Origin of the sequence: Ahrensia marina (assembly GCF_001293565.1) — a bacterium.
Classification (GTDB): Bacteria; Pseudomonadota; Alphaproteobacteria; order Rhizobiales; family Rhizobiaceae; genus Ahrensia; species Ahrensia marina.
In genome coordinates this window covers 71,411-94,274 of the sequence record NZ_JXMU01000003.1, presented here as the reverse complement: position 1 = coordinate 94,274, position 22,864 = coordinate 71,411, and the positions used below count along the sequence as shown (strand labels likewise).

The 22,864-nt window shown below is 49.6% G+C and carries 22 protein-coding genes and 1 tRNA gene; 11 read left to right on the top strand and 12 right to left on the bottom strand.

Annotation, left to right across the window (positions count from 1 at the left end; genetic code table 11):
- Positions 1-219: 219 nt before the first annotated feature.
- Positions 220-921: a GntR family transcriptional regulator gene (locus SU32_RS03345; protein ID WP_053997922.1), complete on the top strand. Its 702-nt coding sequence runs from the start codon at positions 220-222 to the stop codon at positions 919-921.
- A 16-nt stretch (positions 922-937) separates the two neighbouring features.
- Here SU32_RS03345 and kduD read toward each other — a convergent pair whose 3' ends face one another.
- The 8 genes from kduD to SU32_RS03305 all read right to left on the bottom strand — a co-directional run bounded on the left by kduD (position 938) and on the right by SU32_RS03305 (position 7,111).
- Positions 938-1,681 (bottom strand): 2-dehydro-3-deoxy-D-gluconate 5-dehydrogenase KduD, encoded by a 744-nt coding sequence (gene kduD / locus SU32_RS03340; RefSeq protein ID WP_053997921.1) that lies wholly within the window; start codon positions 1,679-1,681, stop codon positions 938-940.
- Positions 1,678-2,502, bottom strand: a complete 825-nt coding sequence (gene kduI / locus SU32_RS03335; RefSeq protein ID WP_053997920.1) for a 5-dehydro-4-deoxy-D-glucuronate isomerase — start codon at positions 2,500-2,502, stop codon at positions 1,678-1,680. The genes kduD and kduI overlap by 4 nt, the downstream gene beginning before the upstream one ends.
- A 15-nt stretch (positions 2,503-2,517) precedes the next feature.
- Positions 2,518-2,835, bottom strand: a complete 318-nt coding sequence (locus tag SU32_RS03330; RefSeq protein ID WP_053997919.1) for a cupin domain-containing protein — start codon at positions 2,833-2,835, stop codon at positions 2,518-2,520.
- An 8-nt stretch (positions 2,836-2,843) separates the two neighbouring features.
- Positions 2,844-4,124, bottom strand: a complete 1,281-nt coding sequence (locus SU32_RS03325; RefSeq protein WP_053997918.1) for a TRAP transporter large permease — start codon at positions 4,122-4,124, stop codon at positions 2,844-2,846.
- Complete coding sequence (locus SU32_RS03320) at positions 4,125-4,649, bottom strand: TRAP transporter small permease (RefSeq protein ID WP_053998068.1); 525 nt, start codon at positions 4,647-4,649, stop codon at positions 4,125-4,127.
- A 57-nt stretch (positions 4,650-4,706) separates the two neighbouring features.
- A complete protein-coding gene (locus SU32_RS03315; protein WP_053997917.1) occupies positions 4,707-5,687 on the bottom strand; it encodes a TRAP transporter substrate-binding protein in 981 nt (326 codons plus the stop codon).
- A gap of 618 nt (positions 5,688-6,305) precedes the next feature.
- Positions 6,306-6,806, bottom strand: coding sequence for a hypothetical protein (locus SU32_RS03310; RefSeq protein ID WP_053997916.1), 501 nt, complete (start codon positions 6,804-6,806; stop codon positions 6,306-6,308).
- Positions 6,807-7,020: 214 nt separating this feature from the next.
- A tRNA-Ser gene (locus tag SU32_RS03305) sits at positions 7,021-7,111 on the bottom strand.
- A gap of 233 nt (positions 7,112-7,344) precedes the next feature.
- On the opposite strand from SU32_RS03305, the gene SU32_RS03300 reads away from it, so the two are divergent.
- Positions 7,345-8,448 (top strand): pyridoxal phosphate-dependent aminotransferase, encoded by a 1,104-nt coding sequence (locus tag SU32_RS03300; protein ID WP_053997915.1) that lies wholly within the window; start codon positions 7,345-7,347, stop codon positions 8,446-8,448.
- Positions 8,445-9,092 (top strand): YitT family protein, encoded by a 648-nt coding sequence (locus SU32_RS03295; protein WP_053997914.1) that lies wholly within the window; start codon positions 8,445-8,447, stop codon positions 9,090-9,092. The genes SU32_RS03300 and SU32_RS03295 overlap by 4 nt, the downstream gene beginning before the upstream one ends.
- Before the next feature lie 64 nt (positions 9,093-9,156).
- On the opposite strand, the gene SU32_RS03290 is transcribed toward SU32_RS03295, so the two are convergent.
- Positions 9,157-9,423 (bottom strand): sel1 repeat family protein, encoded by a 267-nt coding sequence (locus SU32_RS03290; protein WP_053997913.1) that lies wholly within the window; start codon positions 9,421-9,423, stop codon positions 9,157-9,159.
- A gap of 446 nt (positions 9,424-9,869) precedes the next feature.
- Here SU32_RS03290 and SU32_RS03285 point away from each other — a divergent pair, with 446 nt between their 5' ends.
- On the top strand, positions 9,870-10,205 hold the full coding sequence (locus tag SU32_RS03285) for a DUF2147 domain-containing protein (RefSeq protein WP_053997912.1): 336 nt from the start codon (positions 9,870-9,872) through the stop codon (positions 10,203-10,205).
- Between the two features lie 79 nt (positions 10,206-10,284).
- On the opposite strand, the gene SU32_RS03280 is transcribed toward SU32_RS03285, so the two are convergent.
- Complete coding sequence (locus SU32_RS03280; protein WP_053997911.1) at positions 10,285-10,986, bottom strand: glutathione binding-like protein; 702 nt, start codon at positions 10,984-10,986, stop codon at positions 10,285-10,287.
- 356 nt (positions 10,987-11,342) lie between these two features.
- Here SU32_RS03280 and SU32_RS17315 point away from each other — a divergent pair, with 356 nt between their 5' ends.
- The 4 genes from SU32_RS17315 to SU32_RS03265 all read left to right on the top strand — a co-directional run bounded on the left by SU32_RS17315 (position 11,343) and on the right by SU32_RS03265 (position 15,184).
- The gene (locus SU32_RS17315) at positions 11,343-11,510 is read left to right on the top strand and encodes a hypothetical protein (RefSeq protein ID WP_160316286.1); all 168 of its coding nucleotides are present in this window, start codon (positions 11,343-11,345) and stop codon (positions 11,508-11,510) included.
- 58 nt (positions 11,511-11,568) lie between these two features.
- The gene (locus tag SU32_RS03275) at positions 11,569-13,101 is read left to right on the top strand and encodes an AMP nucleosidase (RefSeq protein WP_211097668.1); all 1,533 of its coding nucleotides are present in this window, start codon (positions 11,569-11,571) and stop codon (positions 13,099-13,101) included.
- A 198-nt stretch (positions 13,102-13,299) separates the two neighbouring features.
- A complete protein-coding gene (locus SU32_RS03270; protein WP_082376415.1) occupies positions 13,300-13,788 on the top strand; it encodes a DUF992 domain-containing protein in 489 nt (162 codons plus the stop codon).
- A gap of 133 nt (positions 13,789-13,921) precedes the next feature.
- Positions 13,922-15,184 (top strand): MFS transporter, encoded by a 1,263-nt coding sequence (locus SU32_RS03265; RefSeq protein WP_053997909.1) that lies wholly within the window; start codon positions 13,922-13,924, stop codon positions 15,182-15,184.
- A gap of 47 nt (positions 15,185-15,231) precedes the next feature.
- Here the strand turns inward: SU32_RS03265 and SU32_RS03260 are convergent, their stop codons facing one another.
- A complete protein-coding gene (locus SU32_RS03260) occupies positions 15,232-16,941 on the bottom strand; it encodes an electron transfer flavoprotein-ubiquinone oxidoreductase (RefSeq protein ID WP_201454865.1) in 1,710 nt (569 codons plus the stop codon).
- A gap of 258 nt (positions 16,942-17,199) precedes the next feature.
- On the opposite strand from SU32_RS03260, the gene SU32_RS03255 reads away from it, so the two are divergent.
- Positions 17,200-18,081 carry a uracil-DNA glycosylase gene (locus SU32_RS03255; RefSeq protein ID WP_053997908.1) on the top strand — a complete coding sequence of 294 codons (882 nt, stop codon included), beginning with the start codon at positions 17,200-17,202 and terminating at the stop codon, positions 18,079-18,081.
- Positions 18,082-18,200: 119 nt separating this feature from the next.
- Complete coding sequence (locus tag SU32_RS03250; RefSeq protein ID WP_053997907.1) at positions 18,201-19,463, top strand: MFS transporter; 1,263 nt, start codon at positions 18,201-18,203, stop codon at positions 19,461-19,463.
- A gap of 105 nt (positions 19,464-19,568) precedes the next feature.
- Here SU32_RS03250 and SU32_RS03245 read toward each other — a convergent pair whose 3' ends face one another.
- Complete coding sequence (locus tag SU32_RS03245; protein ID WP_053997906.1) at positions 19,569-19,982, bottom strand: host attachment family protein; 414 nt, start codon at positions 19,980-19,982, stop codon at positions 19,569-19,571.
- A 222-nt stretch (positions 19,983-20,204) separates the two neighbouring features.
- Between SU32_RS03245 and pepN the strand changes: the two genes are divergently transcribed.
- The gene (gene pepN / locus SU32_RS03240; protein ID WP_053997905.1) at positions 20,205-22,850 is read left to right on the top strand and encodes an aminopeptidase N; all 2,646 of its coding nucleotides are present in this window, start codon (positions 20,205-20,207) and stop codon (positions 22,848-22,850) included.
- Positions 22,851-22,864 lie beyond the last annotated feature (14 nt).

Genomic DNA, 22,864 nt, shown 5'->3' with positions numbered 1-22,864 from the left:
CATCGGTTTCTTAGCGATGATCAACCTATTCTCTGAATCACTTTGCGGTGCCGTTCCTCCGTACCGAGCTTTTCACGATAAACAGACGCCAGAAAAATAAACACGTGCGAACCGGAAATAGAGCATATGACATAGCTCAAATTTGTCGCTAATATACAAGTTCTCTGCAAAAAACTTTCAACATGATCCGGGGACGTTGCTTTTGGCATTGCGAACTAAATGAGCTTTTCAAATCACGCACATAATGGCCATAGCGGCGCAATGAGACGGACATCTGCGTCCGACGTATTCGACGTCATGTACGATCAAATCACGTCTCTCAAGCTGAAGCCCGGTGAAAAGGTTTCTGTTGTTGATGTTGCCAAACAGTTTGACGTTTCCAGGCAACCTGTTCGTGAAGCCTTTATCAAACTTAGTAATATGGGATTGCTACTGGTTAAGCCGCAAAGCGCCACCATCGTACGCAAAATTTCCATCTCTGAAGTCGATGATGCGCGCTTCATCCGCAAATCTATTGAGATCGGGATTGCGCGCAAAGCCTGCAAATTGTGGAATAATCAGCATCTTGTCAGCTTTCAACGCAATCTGGATGAACAGAGATCTGCTGCAGATAGAGGCGACACTGCCCATTTCCGCGAACTTGATTCCAAATTTCACCGTCTGATTTGTACCGTTGCCGGCCATCCGAATGTTTATTCAGTGATCGCGGAAAACAAAGCGAAAGTAGATCGTCTTTGTGCGCTTTCTCTTTCACTTCATGCCGAGACAGAAGCGGTATATTCAGAGCATGTGAAGATTGTCGATCTTCTCAACACAGGCGACGAAGAAGGATTGGTCAATCAGGTTGACGCCCATCTATCGCGGTTAGACGGCGTTATCAGCGAAGTATCGAAAAAGCACAGCGAATACTTTGAAGAATAAGGATGGAATGGCGCAATTAACGCGCCATCCATCCACCATCTACATTCAAAATTGCGCCATGCACATAATCAGCTGCCGCTGAAGACAGATAGACTGCCGTGCCAGCTATATGCTCTGGTTTGCCCCATTCGCCCGCCGGTATTCGCGATAAAATTTCGGCCGAACGCACCGGATCATCGCGCAATGCTTCAGTATTATTCGTCGCGATATAACCGGGTGCTACAGCGTTGACGTTTATACCTTTTGCCGCCCATTCATTTGCCAAGATTTTTGTCACACCGGCAACGCCATGTTTTGACGCCGTGTATGACGGCACACGAATTCCACCTTGGAACGACAGCAATGAGGCAATATTGACTACTTTGCCACGGCTCTTGCGTGCAACCAATTGTTTGGCAAATGCCTGCGTCGTAAAAAACAGCGCTTTCAGATTCACATCCAATACGGCATCCCAATCCTCTTCAGAGAATTCCAATGAATCTTCTCGGCGGATGATGCCGGCATTGTTGACTAAAATATCGAGCTCGCCATAGGCGGCAATATTCTTTGCACCAGCCATCGGATCGGCAAAATCCAGAAAAACACTCTCGCCATGTGCACCAACTTTTTGGATTTCATCTACGGTTTGAGCGCATGAGCGCCTGCCGGCACACAGGACATATGCGCCAGCGCGCGCAAGCTCGACAGCGATTGCCTGTCCTATACCGGTATTGGCGCCGGTGACCAATGCGCGCTTTCCCTCAAGCGAGAAAAGCGTCATCGCAATGCCTCCATCGCAACCATATCCATATCGGTAAAATCCACATTATCACCAGCCATGGCCCAACAGAAACTGTACGATCCGGTACCAGCGCCGCTGTGAATTGACCAAGGTGGCGAAATTACCGCTTCTTCATTGGCAATGACGATGTGCCGAGTTTCATCCGGCTCACCCATGAAATGAAAAACGCGCTGATCAGCATCAAGATCGAAATAAAGATAGGCCTCCATGCGCCTGTCATGAACGTGAGCTGGCATTGTGTTCCACATAGAACCGGGTGAGAACTGCGTATAGCCCATTAGAAGCTGGCACGTTTCATACACTTCCGGATGCAAAAACTGGATGATGACACGTTCATTGGCATTTTCCCGCGAGCCGAGTTCGACACGGCGTGCATCCTTCAAAGTAATCAATTTTGTCGGAAATTGTTGGTGCGCCGGAGAGGAAAGGAGGTAAAATCGCCCTTCTCCGCTCATCTCTACTGGCCCCGCACCCTTACCGACGTACAGTACCTCCCCGTTGCCGATACGGTATGTCTCGCCTTGTACCGTAACATCCGCATCTTTTCCGATGTTAAGGATGCCCAGTTCGCGGCGGTCGAGAAAACCGTCGGTCCCGGTTGCGTCATCATGGTCGAGCGTCAAGGTTTTGCCGTCAGGTACAGCACTGCCGATTATCATGCGATCATAATGACTATAAACCAGCTTTATTTCACCTGGCGCAAAGAGTCCTTCAATATGGAAATGGTTCCTTAATCCGCCCGTATCGAGGCCTTTTGCGGTCGTTGGATCAATCGCGTAACGCGTTTCAGATTGCTGCATAATAGTCCTCTTAAATTATAAAAAATCATCACGGCGCGGCGTGAAAGTATCTATCAACCTGCCTTCGCAGTGACATTTGCAGCCGTGAACGGAGTTGGCGGGAATTACGAAACTATCCCCCGCTTTGACATCAAAACTTTCGCCATCAATGGTGAAAGTGAAACTGCCGGATTCCACATAGGTTGACTGGATATGAGGATGGCTGTGAAGCGTGCCTTCTCCACCTTTTTCAAAATTGAAGGCAACCACCATCAACTGCTCGTTTTGTGAGAGCACCTGCCTGTTTACGCCATTACCGGCATCGACGATTGGAAAATTCGAGACATAATTCATACGGAAACTCACCGGAACAAAGAAGGAAGCCAGAGCGATAAAGACGGGATGTAAGTCACGAGGATAAGCGTGAAAATCGCAGCGAAATAGAACGGCCAGATTGTTTTGACGACATCCCAAATCGGAATATTGCCGACCGCACAACCGACAAAGAGCACGGCACCGACCGGCGGTGTACAAAGCCCGATGCCCAAATTGAGAACCAGAATGATACCGAAATGGACGGGGTCCACACCGAAAGCCATAGCGACAGGTAGAAAGATCGGCGTTGTTATCACGATAAGCGGTGACATATCCATGAACGTGCCAAGAAACAGCAGCAACAGATTAATCATCAGCAGGATCAAGATAGGGTTATCCGAGAAAGTCTGCATGAACGACACCAGCTGCGCAGGCACTCTCAGGAAGGCGAGCAACCAGCCAAATGCGGAAGCGCAGCCGATAACAAGCAAAACCATTGCTGTGGTGCGCACAGCACCTTTGGTGGCTTCTACAAAGTTTTCCCAGTCCAGCGTTCTGTAAACCAAGGCCGTAACACCGATCGCATAGACCACGGCAATGCCGGATGATTCAGACGCGGTGAATATGCCAGAGCGAACACCAAAGAAAATAATGGCTGCCAGTATCAGTCCGGGAAATGCAGACACAAAGATGATGCCGATTGCGCGAATGCCCGGAAATGTTTCTGTTGAATATCCACGCTTTCTTGCCACAATCCAAGCTGCGACCATTAGCGAGAATGCCAAAATCATTCCCGGAATAATCCCTGCGGTAAAAAGGTCGGCAATCGAAATACGCCCGCCACCTGCAATCGAATAGATAATCAGATTGTGCGAAGGCGGTAGCATCAGCGCAATGATGGAAGATACCACAGTCACATTGACCGCATAATCAGCGTCATATCCCCGCTCCTTCATCTGCGGCACCATGATACCACCAACAGCAGAAGCATCGGCAGCAGCTGAACCGGAAATACCGCCAAAAAGCACGGAGGTCAGAATATTGACCTGCCCGAGACCGCCGCGAAAATGCCCCACCAAAGCGCCGGCCAGCGCGACAAGTCTGCGCGCTATGTCGCCGCGCACCATTAACTCGCCGGCATAAATGAAAAACGGAATTGCCATAAGTGCGAAGACCGACACACCGGAATTCAGGCGTTGAAAAACAACCGCAGGCGGCAGCCCCAGATATAGAATTGTTGCAAATGAGGACACCCCCAAACAAAAAGCTACCGGCGTTCCGATAAACAGCAAAAATGTAAAGGTGCCAAAGAGGACATAGAGTTCCATTTAGATTTCCTCGTCGGCTGCATCGCCGAAACGGCGGGTTGGAAGGCCGCTCGCACGGCGCGCCAGTCTTTCAAGTGAAAACAAAAAAATGAGTCCGCCACCCATTGTTAATGAGAGAAACACAACACCACCGGATATGCCGATATTGGGTATTGTCGAGTTCCATGCATTTGCCATTAATTGCCAGCCATAGATCACCATGCCTAATGAGAATGCGGCAACCACGACGTCAGAAATTGAGAACAGTATCAATTGGAATTTCCGCGGCAGGAAATACAGGATAACGTCAAAGCTTAAGTGATAACCTTCCCGAATACCGACGGCCGCACCAAGGAAAATGAACCATCCCATGATCATAACCGACGTGCTTTCGGTCCAGGTTGGCGTGTCGTTCAGGACATAACGACCGAACACCTGCCAAGCGATAAAAGCCGTCATAAAGACCAAGCCCGTGCCCGCCGCCCATATGCAGATAGTAGTCAGCCTATCCAGAAAGCTGCTGAGATTTAGCATGAGTTTTTGCATGATGCCTGCCGCGAAAGAGTCCGGCGCAAAGCGTCGGACCAACTAACTTTCAAAGAATTATTCTACTTCCTGAATACGTGTCACAAGCGCTTTTAGCGCATCAGATGTCACGTGCTTTTCGTAGACAGGTTTCATGCTGTCGATGAATGGCTGCTTATCGATTTCTGTAATAACTTCGACGCCTGCCGCACGCACTTTTTCCTCAGAAGCTTTTTCACGCGCCGCCCATAGCTCGCGCATTTTGCCGACTGATTGCTTGGCAGCTTCGCGTATAGCTGCCTGATCTTCATCGGACAATTTTTCAAAGCTGGCTTTTGACATCACTAGTACTTCCGGCACGATCAAATGCTGGTCTAGCGTATAATATCCGGCGACCTCATAATGGCCCGAACTTTCAAATGACGGCCAGTTGTTTTCAGCGCCATCAATTACGCCTGTTTGAATTGATGAATAAACTTCGCCGTAAGGCATTGGCGTTGCATTGCCGCCAAGCGCGTCAACCATGTCGACAAATATGTCAGACTGCATGACACGAAATTTCAAACCATCAACATCTTCGATGGATGCAATGGGGCGTTGCTTATTGTAGAAAGAGCGCGAACCAGAGTCATAATAAGCCAGCCCGACAAGATTGTGATCCTGGAAAGCTTCAAGTACTTCATCGCCAATCTCGCCATCGACAACTTTGTGCATATGCTCTGTTGAACGGAAAATATAAGGCAGCGAGAACACCTTGGTTTCTTCAATCAGATTGTTGAACGGTCCAAGGCTAACGCGGTTCATATCTATGACACCAAGCTGGGTCTGCTCGATAGTATCTTTTTCTTCACCCAATTGGGCTGAGTGAAACACTTCGACACAAATCCGGCCATCAGTACTTTCGTTAAGTAGCTCACCCATATATTTAACAGCTTCCACAGTTGGATAGCCTTCTGGATGCGTATCAGATGATTTCAGCGTCACTTCGCATGCTGCGGCCACGCCCATAAAAGCGGCTGACGCAGAAAGCGTCCCCAAAATTAACTTCAAAGACTTCATATTTCTCTCTCCCATTCTTGGCCCAAGATTGCCAAAGGTCCGCCTCGCAAACCGTAAATTGCGGTCAATTTGACCAGTTCAATCAAACAGTCAGATATTGACCGCCCGATCCTTCCTCGAAAATCTGAGAGCGGCTGTGCTGTAGCAAAGCGAGTCAGAATGGATACTCCTCCAAGTCAAATCCATTTCTCACCCACCGCATCTTCACGGCACAGCCGACAGCGACACTCGATCTTCATTTAACATACTAATATATCAGTTTGAAAAATGTCAATTAGGTTTGCCGGTTGATTGCCAGCTTTTTTACACAGATTGGATAGAGCTGTTGAGAAGTCACATAAAATCCCTGATCACGCTTGAATCGCGGACATCACCTACATCTGGACACGCGGCTTCGTCAGCTTGGGTTCAAAATATCTATAAGCCGGAGTGGGAGTTGGTATCTCTTTCAGTACTTGCTTCGTAATTGCCTGCTAAGCAACGGCGAATGTCGCCGTTGCGACCTTCCAAACATCATGGACAAAAGGACTTGATGAACGGGAAGAGCTTTATAACTTTCATTGATCGAATGGCGCCTTCAATGGCAAAACCTTACGAAACGCACAATCACAAAATTGGTTATTGCTCCTTCCGACCTTTTCCACCTGCTGGTTGCTTTTTATGTAGTCCTTTTGCTCGAAAGTAATCGGGGTCATCAGTAAATATTATGTCTCTCTCGTATGCGCGAACCAAAGCTGTGTTATCTCGGCCGAGAGCTGCACGGCACAATTCGTCCAAATATTCCTGACGGTGTAGGTCAGACATGTTGGTATAGTTTTTCTTACTTACCTCGCTTGGCGTATGGCCGAAGTTGAGTTGAATTGCAGTTTCCTGTTTAACATCCATATCTCCATTTCGCGCAAGAAACGGGTGAATTGCTTTCCTAAAATCATGCGCGCCGACTTGGATATCTTTGAAGCCCGCAACGTCGGCTGCAGTCCGGATAATTTTGCTTACCGCATCTGTTGAACGCTGGCATTCAGCAGTTTGCTGCCCGGGCATCCGTTGACCCAACCCGATTGCGTTGGCTTTGAGATAACAGTCGGGAAGAAAGAAAGCGTCCTCCCCTGAAAAACCCATTGTCGGTCGAAGATTTCCCTACTCCAAATGCGCTACACCTGCATTTGACAAATTAGTCACCAAATTTTTGCGTAATAACTTATTGGCCCGTTTATTCAATCCGAAGCCGAGAGAATAAACCAAGTGTGACAGATAATGGCGTAGAACAGAGGAGAAGCTCCAAGTCTAGCCTCTTAACGCTTTGGATTGGCAGGCGGTAAAGCGCGAGAAAATATGGCGGAGACGAAGGGATTCGAACCCTCGAGACCCTTATGGGGCCTACTCCCTTAGCAGGGGAGCGCCTTCGACCACTCGGCCACGTCTCCACGTGCGGCTTTACAGGGGATTGGGGCGATTTGGCAATACCTTCCCATGCAGAATTATGCAGCTTTTTGCAGAACGGCACAGGAACACGCAAACTCTACTTGGGGAATCAGGGAAAAGCGCTGGCGCTTGTTTTGATCGACGATTGCATTTCTTTTGTTAAAATCTAAAGAACGAGTGCCCATTGAGCGGTAATTCATATAACGCTGGCCCATAAATTCATTACGAGAGCGCTATGCCAATCAAAATCGATCACCATATCCAGACATTACCGGCAACGATTCCTTTTGTTGCGCCTGAACGCACGGAAAGAGAAACAGGAAAGCATTTTCTGGCGCGCCTTGGCGCAAATGAAAACAATCTGGGCTGCTCGCCTAACGCCATTGACGCGATGGCACGCATCGCCAGCCAGACTGTCGGCCAATATGCCGATCCTGAAAACTATTCACTGCGGGCGGCGCTTTGCCAACACCTGGGCATTGAAATGAACAATGTCGTTATCGGCTCTGGCATTGACGGTCTATTGGGCCTGATCGTTCGCATATTTTCATCGCAACGGGATATAATTTTAACATCAGCCGGTGCTTATCCCACCTTCAACTACCATGTGGCAGCCTATGACCGCACATTGAAAACCGTGCCTTATCGCGATGACCATGAGGATCTTGGCGCTCTGGCCGAAGCGGCACAAAAACTGCGACCGTCGATCGTCTATGTTTCCAATCCGGACAACCCGATGGGAACATGGTGGCCCGCCAAAGATATTGAAGCTTTCATCGATCAGGTTCCGGAAGACACGCTGATTATTCTTGATGAAGCCTATGGTGAAACAGCACCGGAAGGCACCCTGCCCGCGCTTGATTGCTCCCGGCCCAATTTGCTTCGTCTACGTACTTTTTCAAAAGCCTATGGCATTGCCGGGCTTCGGTGCGGCTATGCCATCGGTCATAGCGAACTCATCTCGCCGTTTGACAAAATTCGCAATCATTTCGGCATCAATGCTATGGCGCAAGCGGCAAGCGAGGCCGCACTGAAAGATCAGGAATGGCTGGCGCAGACCGTCGCAACAAACGCTGCGGCACGCGATGAACTGAGCGCGATTGCACTCAAAAACGGTTTGACGCCCATAAAGTCGGCAACGAATTTTGTGACTATCGATTGCGGCCAGGACGGTGCATTTGCAATGCAAGTCCTCAATGGTTTAATGGAGCGCAGAATATTTGTCCGCAAACCAATGGCACCGGGCCTTGATCGCTGCATACGGGTCAGCACCGGCAAAAGCGACGAGATTGAGCAATTATCAGCTGTGCTTCCCGCAGTTCTGGAAAGCCTGAAATGAGCAGCGAAAAAACGGTCACAGGACATGACGCCATCACTTTGGCCCGTGAAAGCCGACACACGCTTGTCGAAGATATTTTCGCGATCTCCATCGGCGTTATTCTGGTCTCTTTCGGGGTATTTTTATTCAAGCTTGCGGGTATCGTGCTTGGCGGCGTGGCGGGTATTTCATTGATTGTCAGCTATGCCACCGGCCTGAAATTCGGTCTTTTGTTTTTCGTTATCAATCTGCCGTTCTTTTTCTTCGGCATAGGCGGCATGGGACTGCGCTACATCATCAAAACATTTTGTGCTGTGTTGGGCATGTCTTTGCTTGTGCCGTTCTTTCCAAACTATATCGAGATCGGTCACGTTCACCCTGCCCTTGCGGCGGTTGCAGGGGGCACCATGATCGGGCTTGGCCTTCTGGCCCTATTTCGTCACGGCGCAGGTCTCGGCGGCGTCAATATTCTGGTCTACTGGCTGCAAAACAACAAAGGCTTGCGCGCGGGCTATGTTCAGCTCGCGATCGATTTTTTGATTCTAGGCGCAGCGGCTTTTGTCGTCACAGGCGAGCAATTGTTCTGGTCTGTCATCGGCGCACTGGTTTTCAACATGATCCTCGGCGTCAACCATAAGCCGGGCCGCTATATGGGCGCCAGTTAGAGGCTCTTGTACAACTCAGGGCAAGCCTTATGATCGCGCCCATGCGGGCGCAGCAGCCTTTGTATTAGTGCGTTGTCATCCATTCGCGTGCTGAACGCAGTGCCGACGCAATTTCAGGCTTTGACATATATTCTGAAATCTCGCTGCGAAGCTGCGCTGCACGCGGTGAGCCTTTGATTGCGGCAATGTTCAGCCATTTGTGCGCTTCAACCAAGTTGATTTCACAATCGCGGCCGGTCGCAGCGACCAATCCCATTTCAAACAAAACATCCGCACTCGCGCCGCCGCCAATTGCTGCCATGTCTGCATTTTCCATTTCAAAACGTGCCATTTTCAAGTTCCCCTGTATATCAATCACATCTGTTTTGTTTTTCCGGGCTTGTTTGATGCCCGTATTTGTTATGGGAGTAGAATGGCCTGAAGTTTTGAATCTCTGGCTAAAAAGCGTCCTTAATTTTGAGCAAACACTATTAAAATGCTTTATAAATTTATATTATCATTAAACATCCAAATAATTGATTTAAAACAGATAAATAGTAAATTTCAAAAGTGTAAACCATGACGATTTCAACGTTTCATTCACCTTGAATAGCTTAGCTGATAAAAATACGCGCTAAATTTGAAATGCATTTTATGTAAAGTGGACTTTGCCTGCTGCGCGGGCCAGAGCTTCCACAGCGTGAAAACCAACGCAAAATATCATTTTACTTTTACGTTTTCGTCAATATTATACATGTGAGGCTGATCGGGAATGATCAGATATTTCGGGAGGACACCATGAAGAAGACTTTTTTTGCGGCGCTCGCCGCGACTGCCCTGATGGCAACACCGGCCATTGCAGCCGATATTGAAGGCAACTGGCGTACAGCCAGCGGTGAGACAGCCAGAATTTCAAAATGCGGCGGCTCGTTCTGTATTAAGCTGACAACGGGCAAATATAAGGGCAAGCAGATTGGCAAAGTGTCGGGCACCGGCCCTTACACAGGTACGGTTACGGACCCTGCTGATGACAAGACTTATTCCGGTAAAGCGACTGTCTCCGGTTCATCCATGAAAATGCGCGGCTGTGCGCTTAAAGTGTTCTGCAAAACGCAGACATGGAAAAAGCTATAACTCTTTAACTTACGCAGACAGTTTTAAGGCGGCCCACCGGCCGCCTTTTTTATGTCGCCTATTGTGTCGACGCTAATCGCTATTTTGACTTCTGACCAAACAGAACACTTTGCGCAGCATCGTTGCCGGCAATATTGGATTTTTGATCCAGATCCTGCGCAACTGCCATGCCGCGCTTTACAGCAGGGCGGTCCATCATTGTTTCATACCAGCGCTTGAGATTGGGAAAATCCGCCAGATCCTGTCCTTGGCGCTCGTGCCGGCTAATCCAGCCTATGCAGGCGATATCGGCAATTGAGTAGTTATTGCCTGCAAGCCATTCATTATCCGCAAGCCTGCGGTCCATCACGCCATAAAGGCGGTTACATTCATTGGTGTAGCGGTCAACCGCATAGGGTAGTTTTTCCGGTGCATAGATGCGGAAGTGGTGGGCCTGACCTGCCATTGGACCCAAACCGCCCATTTGCCACATCAGCCATTCTTCCACTGCCACCCGGCTGCGCTCATCGGACGGATAGAGTTTTCCGGTTTTACGCCCGAGATATTGAAGGATGGCGCCTGACTCGAAAATTGAAATTGGTTCACCGTCCGGCCCGTGCGGATCCACAATAGCCGGCATACGGTTATTCGGTGCAATCTTCAGGAAATCAGGTTCAAATTGATCGCCTTTGCCGATGTTCACAAAATTCACATTATAAGGCAGGTCCAGCTCTTCCAAAGCAACGGTAATTTTCCATCCATTGGGTGTCGGCCAGTAATATAGTTCGATTGCGCTTGTCATATTCATCTCCTGATCAAGTACAAATAATCAGAGCGCAATATGAATGCCAAGCCCGCCGACCATCTTGCAACTACACAATTAAGTGACGCTAACAGTTCGCAAACCTGAACGGGAGATGAACGCGTGTCTCAGCATTGGTTCACAGGCGGATAGGCAAAGTGTCCTCACATTCGAGGGACATGAGATGTTAACACGGCGCTTTACGATTATCTGTTTGCTGGCAACCGTTATGGCAATGACCATGGTTGCGATACTTAATCACAGTACGCGCCCCGCTTACTCTCTCAAAATCGATTACAGCACACCGTGCATTTATGCGGCTCCCCATAGCTGCCAGGCTCAATAAGGATTTGAAGATGAAAACCGCTTACAACAGTTACTTACGCCCCAGCTTACGTGTTGCGCTTCTTGTTATGCTTTTTGTCGGCCCGCTCGCCGGTGTTGCCTCGGCAATTGCCAATGGAAACAGCCAAGGTTCAAACGGTGCGGGTTTCGTGTTGTACGTATCTTTGATGCGCGGATAAACGCGCTCAGATCAATTTTCGTCAATTGACTGTCATCATTCTTGGTCTATAAACGGCCATGAAAACAGAAAATAAAATACACGCGGGCGCATCGGCGCTCAACACCCCCTCTACAAAATCCAATTACTTGCTGCCGCCCGCAGCCTTACCGCAATATTTCGATAATGCGGAAGATGCTGTGGCTGCACTCAATGCACTCTATGAACGCAATACTGCATTCCTGCGCGAGCATTTTGACAAGCTGATCAGCGGCGGCGACAGTGACAAACGCGTACGGGCCTATTATCCGGCACTTTCCATTCGTTCTGACAGTTATGCAAAGATCGATTCGCGGCTCGCTTATGGCCATTTGGCCCAGCCCGGACATTATGAGACGACAGTAACGCGCCCCGATCTTTTCAAAAACTATCTGACACAACAGATCAGCCTTTTGATACGCAATCACGACATCAAGGTCGAAGTGTCCGAAAGCGGCACCCCTATTCCGCTGCATTTTGCCTTTAAAGAAGGCACATATGTTGACCAGTCTGACCCTGACGCCATGGTGCGCCCGCTCCGCGATGTATTTGACGTGCCTGATCTTAATGTGACGAATGACGATATTGCGAATGGTGATTTTGAACCGCGCGATGGCGAACCCTCACCGCTTGCGCCTTTTACCGGTCAACGCATTGATTATTCGCTTGCCCGTCTTGCCCATTACACGGCAACCAGTCCAAGCCATTTTCAGAACTTTATTCTATTCACAAACTACCAGTTCTATGTGGACGAGTTTTGCGCCTATGCACGTGAGGAAATGGCTGATCCGGACAGTGAATATATTGCGTTTGTAGAGCCGGGCAATCTGGTTACCAAGCATGGCGAAACCAGCCACGCATCAGGCATCGAGCCGCAACGTCTGCCGCAAATGCCTGCATACCACCTTGTCAAAAAGAATGGTGCCGGTATCACGATGGTCAATATCGGTGTCGGGCCTTCCAACGCCAAAACCATTACCGATCATATCGCGGTTCTGCGTCCAGACGCATGGTTGATGCTTGGCCACTGTGCCGGCCTGCGTAATACACAGGCGCTTGGCGACTATGTTCTGGCGCATGCCTATGTGCGCGAAGATTCTGTGCTGGACGATGATTTACCACTGTCAGTGCCTGTCCCCGCCCTTGCGGAAGTTCAGGTCGCACTGGAACAGGCCGTTGCGGAAGTCACCGGCCTTGAAGGTTATGAACTGAAAGCCATCATGCGCACAGGCACAGTTGCTACGATTGATAACCGAAACTGGGAGCTACGCGATCAGCGCGGACCGGTTAAACGGCTTAGCCAGTCGCGTGCGATTGCTTTGGATATGGAATCGGCAACGATTGCAGCAAACGGTTTTCGTTTCCGCGTGCCTTACGGCACATTGCTTTGTGTTTCCGATAAACCACTGCATGGCGAATTAAAACTGCCCGGCATGGCAACAGATTTTTACAAGCGGCAAGTCAACCAGCACTTGATTATCGGCATCCGCGCAATGGAAAAGTTAGGGCAAATGCCTTCAGAACGCCTGCATTCGCGCAAGCTCCGCAGTTTTTCGGAAACCGCATTTCAATAAAAACACACGGCTTGCTATAAATTGTAACATTAGTTGAGTTTCACAATCCGCGCTGAATGTGGAACTCAAAAGCCCGACACGCATTGTAGACCCACGCAGGGCGATATACGCAAAAACAAACTTTGTTTGAGCGGAAAACTATCGCTTCATTCTAACGCTTAGTTCGATTTGAACACAGCCAAACGAGAGGTCACAATCATGACTTTACGTAACAATATTATCGCTCTTACATCTGCTGCCACGCTTGCTGCGCTGCCACTTGCAACGCAGGCGAATGCCCAAGAATCAGGCGTCCAGCTGGGCCAACTAACATGTGAAGTTGATGGCGGTACAGGATTTGTATTCGGCTCATCAAAAGACATGACGTGCTCATTTACACCTGCCAACGCCAGTGAGCCGACCGAAACCTATGTCGGTCAAATCGATAAATATGGCGTAGATATTGGCGTTACCGGCAAGTCAATCATTGGCTGGACAGTTGTCGCCGCTGAAGCCGATAAATATGCACCTAATGCACTTGCAGGCACCTATTCCGGTGCATCTGCATCAGCAGCCTTCGCCGCTGGTCTTGGCGCAAACGTTCTAGTTGGCGGTTCTTCGGATTCATTCGCGCTGCAACCACTCAGCCTGTCAGCATCTGAAGGTGTCAATGTCGCGGTTGGATTTACACAAATCACACTGAAATAAAAACACAACAAATATGCTTTTAAGTAAGGCCCGGCAAACTTTGCCGGGCCATATTTATATCTAAAGACAGAAGCCTTCAGGCTTGAGCCAGCGCCGCAAATCACGCATGTTTATGTAAATCTCGGGGACCGACATGCCTGCACTACCACGCTCAACGACACCGCTTTTTATTGGCTCTGCATTTTTAATGTTCGCGGGCGGTGTCAATGGCCTGATATTACCGCTGCGCGGTTCTATAGAAGGGTTTTCATCTTTCTCGCTTGGTCTTTTAGGCACAGGCTGGGCCATCGGCTTTGTACTTGGCTGTCTGCTGGTCCCCAATACGGTGCAGCGCGTTGGCCATATCCGTGCTTTCAGCGCCATGACGGCGCTCGCAGTTGTGTCAATTCTCGGCTCGCTTATCGCGCTCCATCCCGCGGCATGGATTCCGCTGCGCGGCGTGGCAGGTTTTTGCTTTGCAGGCGCGGCCATGATTGTTGAAAGCTGGTTGAATGAGCGCTCTGAGGCGAATGTGCGCGGCCGCGTATTTGGCATTTATACCATGGTCAACCTTGCCGCTGTTACCGCCGGTCAAATGGTCATTACACTCGGCGATAGCAATGCGCCTTTGTTCTTTGTTGTCGCGGCGATTTTCTATTCTTTTGCCCTGCTCCCGACCTCCCTTTACACTTCCGAGCAACCGCAACCTTTGACAGAAACCAAGCTTGATCTGGCGACACTCTGGAAAAACTCTCCCGTAGCTGTTGCCGCCGTTATTCTCATCGGCGTATCAAACAGTGCTTTTGGGACGCTCGGTGCTGTTTACGGCGAACAAATCGGCCTTTCCGTGCCTGCCATTGCTTTATTTATGAGTGTCTCGATTCTTGCAGGCGCTGCGGCCCAGGTACCGATTGGCTATTATTCGGATAAAATGGACCGCCGCATCGTACTCGTTGCCGTGGTTGCCATTGCGGCACTGTGTGATGCCTATTTTGTGTTCTGGCAGCCACAAAGCGCGATAGCCGTGCTTATTGCATCGAGCCTTTTCGGCGCCTGTATTTTTGCCATGTATCCGGTCATCGTCGCACATGCGAATGACCATGCGCCCGATAATTACTTTTTAAGAACATCTTCGGGCCTGTTGTTGCTATTTGGCTGCGGCTCTATCGCCGGACCGCTGATGGCCGGCGGTGTTATGTCATTTACAGGCCCGTCGGGTCTCTTCATTACGACCGCAATCGCTCATGTTCTGTTGATTGTTTACGCCATCTACCGCATCACACAGCGCGCGCCGGTACCGGTCGAACAGCGCAGCGATTTTGTGAATATGTCGCCCACCCGCATGCAGACGACAGAGACTATTGCCATGGATCCGCGCGTTGATGAAGAGGAGCGGGAAGCGCAATCTGCGCAATAAAAAGCGCGGTGTGTGCCGCGCTTTAATTTCAAGACCTGATCGACGGGTTACAGGTTCGGATAAACCGGCCCCTCACCGCCTTGCGGCACTGTCCAGTTGATGTTCTGGTTCGGGTCTTTGATATCGCATGTTTTACAATGCACGCAGTTCTGCGCATTGATTTGAAAGCGTACATCGTCCGACTCTTTATAATCATGCGGTGCAGTGATTGTATTACCGGCGCTATCCACCCACTCATACACACCCGCAGGGCAATAACGGTAAGAAGGTCCAGCAAATTCAGCATATTCCGACGATTTCTGAAGTTCTTGATTCAACACCTTCAAGTGAACCGGCTGGTTCTCTTCATGGTTTGTATTTGACAGGAACACAGAAGAAAGCCGGTCAAATGTCAAAATGCCATCCGGCTTCGGATAATCAATCGGTTTGTGCTTTTCAGCCTTTTCCAAAGATTCCGCATCTGTTTTGCCGTGCTTCAAAGTGCCCAGCAGCGAGCGGCCACCGGTAAGCTGGTTGATCCACATATCAATGCCGCCAATGCCGACACCCAGTGCCGTTCCAAAGCGTGACCATAGCGGTTTGACGTTACGGACTTTTTTCAAGTCGCTGCCGATTTCGCTGCTGCGCCATTCATTTTCATACGTGATGAGCGCATCGTCATTTGCTTTGCCGGCACTAAGCGCCTCAACAACTTTTTCTGCAGCAAGTATGCCGGAAAGTATCGCATTGTGAGAGCCTTTAATGCGCGGCACATTGACGAAACCTGCCGAGCAACCAATCAGTGCGCCGCCCGGGAATGACACTTTAGGTACAGATTGCCAGCCGCCTTCCGTAATGGCGCGCGCACCATAAGAAATACGCTTACCGCCTTCAAATGTTTCGCGAATACGCGGATGGGTCTTGAAGCGTTGGAACTCTTCAAACGGTGACAGGTAAGGGTTTTTGTAATTCAGATGCAGCACAAAGCCGACGGCAACCTGATTGTCTTCCAAATGATAGAGAAATGAACCGCCGCCTGTTTTCATATCCAGCGGCCAGCCGAATGAGTGCTGAACAAGGCCTGGCTTATGCTTGGCCGGATCAACCTGCCAAAGCTCTTTAATGCCGATGCCGAATTTGCCCGGTTCGCAATCCTTATCGAGATCGAATTTTTTGATCAGCTGTTTGGCAAGCGAACCGCGGACACCTTCGGCTATCAATACATATTTGCCATGCAGTTCCATGCCGCGCGCAAACATCGGACCGGGCGTGCCGTCCTTTTCAATGCCCATATCGCCGGTTGCAACACCTTTCATTGCGCCGCTTTCATCATAGATGACTTCGGCAGCCGCAAAGCCAGGGTAAATTTCAACACCAAGTGCTTCGGCACGGGCAGCCAGCCAACGCGCTACATTACCAAGAGAGGCAATATAATTACCGTGATTGTTCATCAAAGGCGGCATTGCAAAGTTTGGCAAGCGGATGGAGCCCGCAGGTCCAAGAAACAAAAACTGGTCGTCTGTCACCGGTGTTTTCAACGGATGCTCAGCGTCATCACGCCAATCAGGGATCAATTTGTCCAGACCAATCGGATCAACAACCGCGCCTGACAGGATATGAGCGCCAACCTCAGCGCCTTTTTCCAGAACGACGACGGAAAGTTCTTCATTGAGCTGTTTAAGTTTTATCGCTGCGGCAAGACCGGCCGGTCCCGCACCAACAATAACAACGTCAAACTCCATACTCTCGCGTGGTTCGTTCATTGGGTTATCGCTCATCAATATCTCCCGAATATGTATTAGCCCAGCATTCGCTGAGGTTGTATCGTCTTAACAGTGCCAGACCTTTTGACCAAATACAGCCAGCATCGCGATCACCAACACTTTTATTCCGTTCGTCGTATTTAATTTTGACGTTAACGTCAATGATATGTCTGTTGGCGCTATTAAGCACCTATATTTTCTCACCGCACCTGCCAGTCTTTAATCATCGAATTACCTTTTAATGCGTAGCGGTGCACGATATAGAACTGAGCAATGAGCGATACCGATAATGCCAACGATATGACTGTAGAAGAAATTCACTCCCTTCTCCGCTTTTATGCCGAGAGCGGGTTGGATTTCCCTATATCAGATGTTGCACTGGATCGTTTTGAGGCTGCTCCTGAGCCAAAACGCACCGAAAGCGATGCTGCTCCCGCAAACAGCAAAAGTACGGACCCGCACGAACCTGCCCTGATGGAAATGGATCCGCGCAAGCGCATTAAAGATGCGCCGCGCCCCATTGCACAGGCCGATGCAGCAGTTACCCTGCCCACCGAGGAAGTCATCGCCAAAGCGATCGCCATGGCTGATGCGGCAAGCGATCTGGATGCGCTCAAACAGGCTGTTGAAACTTTTGAAGGTTGCAACCTTAAAAGAAGTGCCCGCTCCACGATTTTTGAAGGCGGCAAGCGCGGCGCAAAACTTATGATCATCGGCGGTGCGCCAACAGGAATCGACGACAATGCAGGCAGTGCATTTTCTGGCCCGAACGGATTGTTGCTTGAAAAAATGCTGAGTGCGATCGGCCTATCGCGCCATGATGATGTTTACATTTCTTATTGTGTGCCCTGGAGCCCACCGGGCAATTCCGCGCCCACACCGCTGCATTTGGACATGTGCGCGCCCTTCCTTGCCAGACAAATACAACTTGCCCAGCCCGAACTGATCCTTTTACTGGGCAATGGTGCTGCAAGGCACATTTTAAAAACACGTCAGACGATTATGCAGGCACGTGGCAAGTGGACAATGCTTCCCAATTTCAACATTGAAGCCATAGCGACATTTGATCCGGCAATGCTGATCAATCAGCCGCGGTTGAAGCGCAATGCCTGGCTGGACTTGCTTTCGCTCAAAGCGAAGCTTGCGGCAAAATAGCAAATATTCTAAATGCGTCACAAAGCTGATTTATACGTCGTATTTACTTAATCCGAGCCAGCACGAACGGCGCATAGAGGCCGCAAATTTAAAGCCCATTTTATCGGTACAATTACAAAATGATTTTACAGCTTCGCCCTATTGCAGGACTGTTGATATCGACATTCTTTCTTCTTATCGGGTCTGGTTTGACCGGTATTTTATTGCCGCTGCGCGCAGGACTTGAAGGTTGGTCGCCTTTGACGATTGGTTTTATGGGCGCGTTTTATGCCGCCTGCTTTGTTGCAGGCTGTATTTATATTCCGTGGCTTGTTCGCCGTATCGGTCATGTGCGCGTCTATGCGGTTATGGCTGCCATGCTTGCGATTTCGCTGATGGCACATGCTGTTTTCGTCAACATTCCGGTTTGGTTCCTGTTGCGGGGTGTTGCTGGCTTTGCCTTGTCAGGTGCTTATATGGTGGTCGAAAGCTGGCTTAACGAGCGTGCTTCCAACGAGTCGCGCGGCTTTGTGTTTTCTTCCTATATGGTAACCAACACGGTCGGCCTCATGATCGGGCAGTTTTTGCTGGTAACGTCGGACCCTGCTCTTACCACACTGTTTATTTTTGCCGCCATGAGCTATGCAGCCGCTGTTATTCCGACCGGTGTCTCGCCTGCTATTTCGCCCCAGCCGCCAGCAGAGGTAAAAGTCGATCTAAGACGCCTTTATTCAATGTCTCCGGTTGCGACCATCGGCGCGCTTGTCACGGGCTTTACATTCGGCGCATGGAGCTATCAGGCGCCGGTTTACGGCTCGCTTCTAGGTTATTCCAGCTCGCAGATCGCTGTGATGCTTGTGGTCGCTATGCTTGGCGGCGTTGTCCTTCAATTTCCGCTCGGCCGCGCCTCCGATAAAATGGACCGCCGTTATGTCATGCTCGCATGTACATTCGTTGGCATATTGGTGTCCGGTATTCTTACCTTTTATGAACCGACGACCAATTTAACATTGTTTGTCGCCATGTTCCTTTTTGGCGGTGTGCTGATGCCGCTTTATTCCCTCGTCGTGTCTCATGCCAATGACCACGCCGAACCGGGTGCATTTGTCGAAACCTCATCCAGCCTGCTGATTGTCTATGCTGTTGGATCTATGATTGGTCCTATCATCGCGGGCCTATTGATCGGCTTTATGGGCAGTTCAGGATTGTTTTCAGCCATTCATTTTGGCTTTGCTGCCTTTGCCATCTTCACAATATTGCGCTTGAAAGTAGCTGATGCACCGAGCGAAGAGGAGCGTGGTGAATTTGCCTATACGTCATTCGGACGCACGCAAACGCCTGAGATGTATCAGCTCGATCCGCGTTCTGAGGAAGAAGCCGACCCGTCTGAACACGGCGTTTAAACAGATGGCGTAGAAACCGGTTTATTTGCATTTTAAATGCCGGAAACAAATCAGGCACCCTGCCAGAAACAAGGTGCCTGATACTTTTACGATTTAAACCTGATGCTAGTTCACTGCGGCAGATAGAGACCGTTCAATGTCTGTAACAGGGTGGTTTACGAGAGTTTTGGGCAATTCCATCGAGACTTTGCTCAACACCTCTTTATGGAGAAGCGGGCGCACTTCGCCCAATGTTTCGGGATCAAGAGCCAGCACAACATCTTTGTAAGAACCTTTGTGCGCTTTATCATAAAGGTCAGATGCCAATATTTTGGAAAATGTCATTTCCATTGATTCTTTGGCCGACATATCAGGTGGTTGCTTTCCTGACGGGCCTTGATCTGCAAGATCACCGGGCTTTAAAGCGCCTTCGTCTTTGAGCTTAATATCAAGATTGGTGCCAATGTTGCGAAAATAATGGGCGCCTTCACCGGACCCGACCACGATCAGCGCGTCAACTGGAACTGTGCCTTTAGACATGTTGTCTCCTTGCGTTTTTCGTTATTGTATCGACCCTGAGACAAAACGCTTTAAAAGCTCAATTGTTCCTCAAATTTGAAGCAAGCACGTCACAAAAAACGCTTTAAAGTTCATCAAACATTCCACGATAGCCGAAAATGTCTTTAAACGCTTAACAACACCCCATAGATTTCAGTATAACGAACATTCACCCTTCCACCCCTCCTCACCTTAAGGTCATTTATGCGTACGCAATCAGGAACAGCTATTCTACTCAAAGATTATCGTCCCAGTGACTATGTGATTGATAAGGTAGATTTGGATTTTTTACTGGATACGCAAGAGACTGTCGTCACATCCAAATTGACGATACGCCGCGCTAAAGGCGTTGCCACCGACGCACCGCTTGAGTTGGACGGCGATGAGCTGAAGCTGGTATCCATAGCGATCAACAATAGCGCGCTCGCCCGTGATGATTACACACTCAATGACGATGGCTTAAGCATTACACAGCTTCCGGATAGCGATGCCTTTACGCTTGAAATTGTCACCAAAATCAATCCGACTGCAAACAAGAAGCTGATGGGCCTTTACCGAACTTCAGGTAATTTCTGCACACAGTGCGAGGCCGAAGGTTTCCGCCGCATCACTTACTACCTTGACCGACCGGATATCCTTTCTGTTTTCACGGTGCGCATTGAAGGCGACCGCGATACGGTCCCATTGCTGCTGTCCAACGGTAATTGCACTGACAAAGGTGAACTTGATAATGGTCGCCACTTTGCAGTGTGGCATGATCCACATCCAAAGCCTGCTTATCTGTTTGCCCTCTTCGCCGGTGATCTGGGTGTTCTCAAAGACAGCTTTACCACCCGTTCAGGCCGTGAAGTTTCTCTCGAAATCTATGTTGAACACGGCAAAGAGCCACGGGCGGCATATGCCATGGACTCGCTTATCCGCTCAATGAAGTGGGATGAAGAGGTTTATGGCTGCGAATATGATCTGGACATATTCATGATCGTTGCGGTTTCAGACTTTAACATGGGCGCGATGGAAAATAAGGGCCTCAACATTTTCAATGACAAATATGTCTTGGCAGATCCGGAAACTGCCACCGATCAGGATTATGCGAATATTGAAGCCATTATTGCCCACGAATATTTTCATAACTGGACAGGAAACCGGATCACCTGTCGCGACTGGTTTCAGCTATGCCTGAAAGAAGGGCTTACGGTTTATCGTGACCACTCTTTCTCCGCTGACGAACGGTCGGCTCCTGTTAAAAGGATTGCCGAAGTCCGCGGATTACGCGCGCACCAGTTTCCTGAAGATGCCGGCCCTCTCGCCCATCCTGTGCGGCCTCAGCGTTATTCTGAGATCAACAATTTTTATACGTCGACCGTCTACGAAAAAGGCTCTGAAGTCGTCGGAATGTTCAAGACAATTGTCGGCGAAGACGGGTACAAGCGTGCGCTTGATCTATATTTTGAACGCCATGATGGCGATGCTGCAACGATTGAAGATTTCATAAAATGTTTTGAAGATGCAACCGGCGCTGATCTCAAACAATTTGCGCTCTGGTATGATCAGGCAGGAACGCCAAATCTTGCAATCGGAACAAATTATGACGAAGCAAACAAGCGCTTTACCGTCAACATTACACAGAGTTTAAGATCGACAGTTGTCACCGGCGAAGTTGCGCCGATGCATATTCCGGTGCGGTTTGGGCTTGTTGGGCCTGAGGGCAGTGATCTGTCGTTTAGCGGCGTCACCGGCGCTGATGTGACCGGCGATGTTATCCATGTGCGCGAGCCTAAACACACAATCCAATTCGAGGGTGTTGAACAAAAGCCCGTCATTTCTGTATTGCGCGGCTTTTCAGCGCCTGTAACGACAATACCCGAGCGCAGCGACAAAGAACTGGCATTTCTGGCACGCCGTGACAGCGATGCTTTTGCACGCTGGGAGGCTTTATCCAGCCTTGCTATGCGCCAGCTACGACAGGCGACAAAGGATGTTCAGCAGGGTGAGGAAATTTCCACCTCACCTGAACTGACAACAATTCTGCATGAAATATTGAATGATGACACATTAGAGCCGGCATATCGAGCTCTGTGCCTTAACCTGCCTAGCGAAGCAGATATCGCCCGCGAAATCGGGAGTGACATCGACCCTGATGCTATTCATACGGCTCGCACACACATTCTCGCAGCAATCTCGCAAGAGTGTTTGGTGTCCCTTGAGGCAACTTATTCGAAGCTTCAACCTGCAAAGCCATTCGTACCGGATGCCTCCAGCGCGGGCATACGGGCATTACGAAATACGGCCCTTGGTCTCATCGTTCGTGCGAACGGTGATCTGGAACTGGTGGCGAACCACTTTGCCAATGCAGACAACATGACGGACCGCATGGACGCTTTAAGCATTCTAGCCCTTCAAGCGCCTTATGCAGAAGAAACTGCCTCAGCGCTGGAAGCATTTAAGAAACAGTACGCGGACAATGCAATCGTGACGGATAAATGGTTCGCTATTCAGGCCATGATGCCCGGCAGCAATGCTCTTGAGAGAGTGGAAGCCTTGAGCAAAGCGGAAAACTTTTCTTGGGAGAATCCAAACCGTGTCCGTTCTCTTTTCGGCTCGTTTGCGATTGGCAATCCAACCGGTTTTAACAGGGCTGATGGTGCGGGATATCGTTTCTTATGTGATGCGACCGGCCGGTTGGATGAAATTAACCCGCAAGTTGCAGCGCGTTTGATTACCGCTATGCGTTCATGGCGCAATTTAGAGAAAGATCGTGCGGGCCATGCACATGAGGCGCTCAAAACATTGGCAGCAAAAAAGAAACTGTCGCGCGATGTGCGCGATATTCTTGAGCGAACACTGGCTTAACAAGTCCGTAAAAA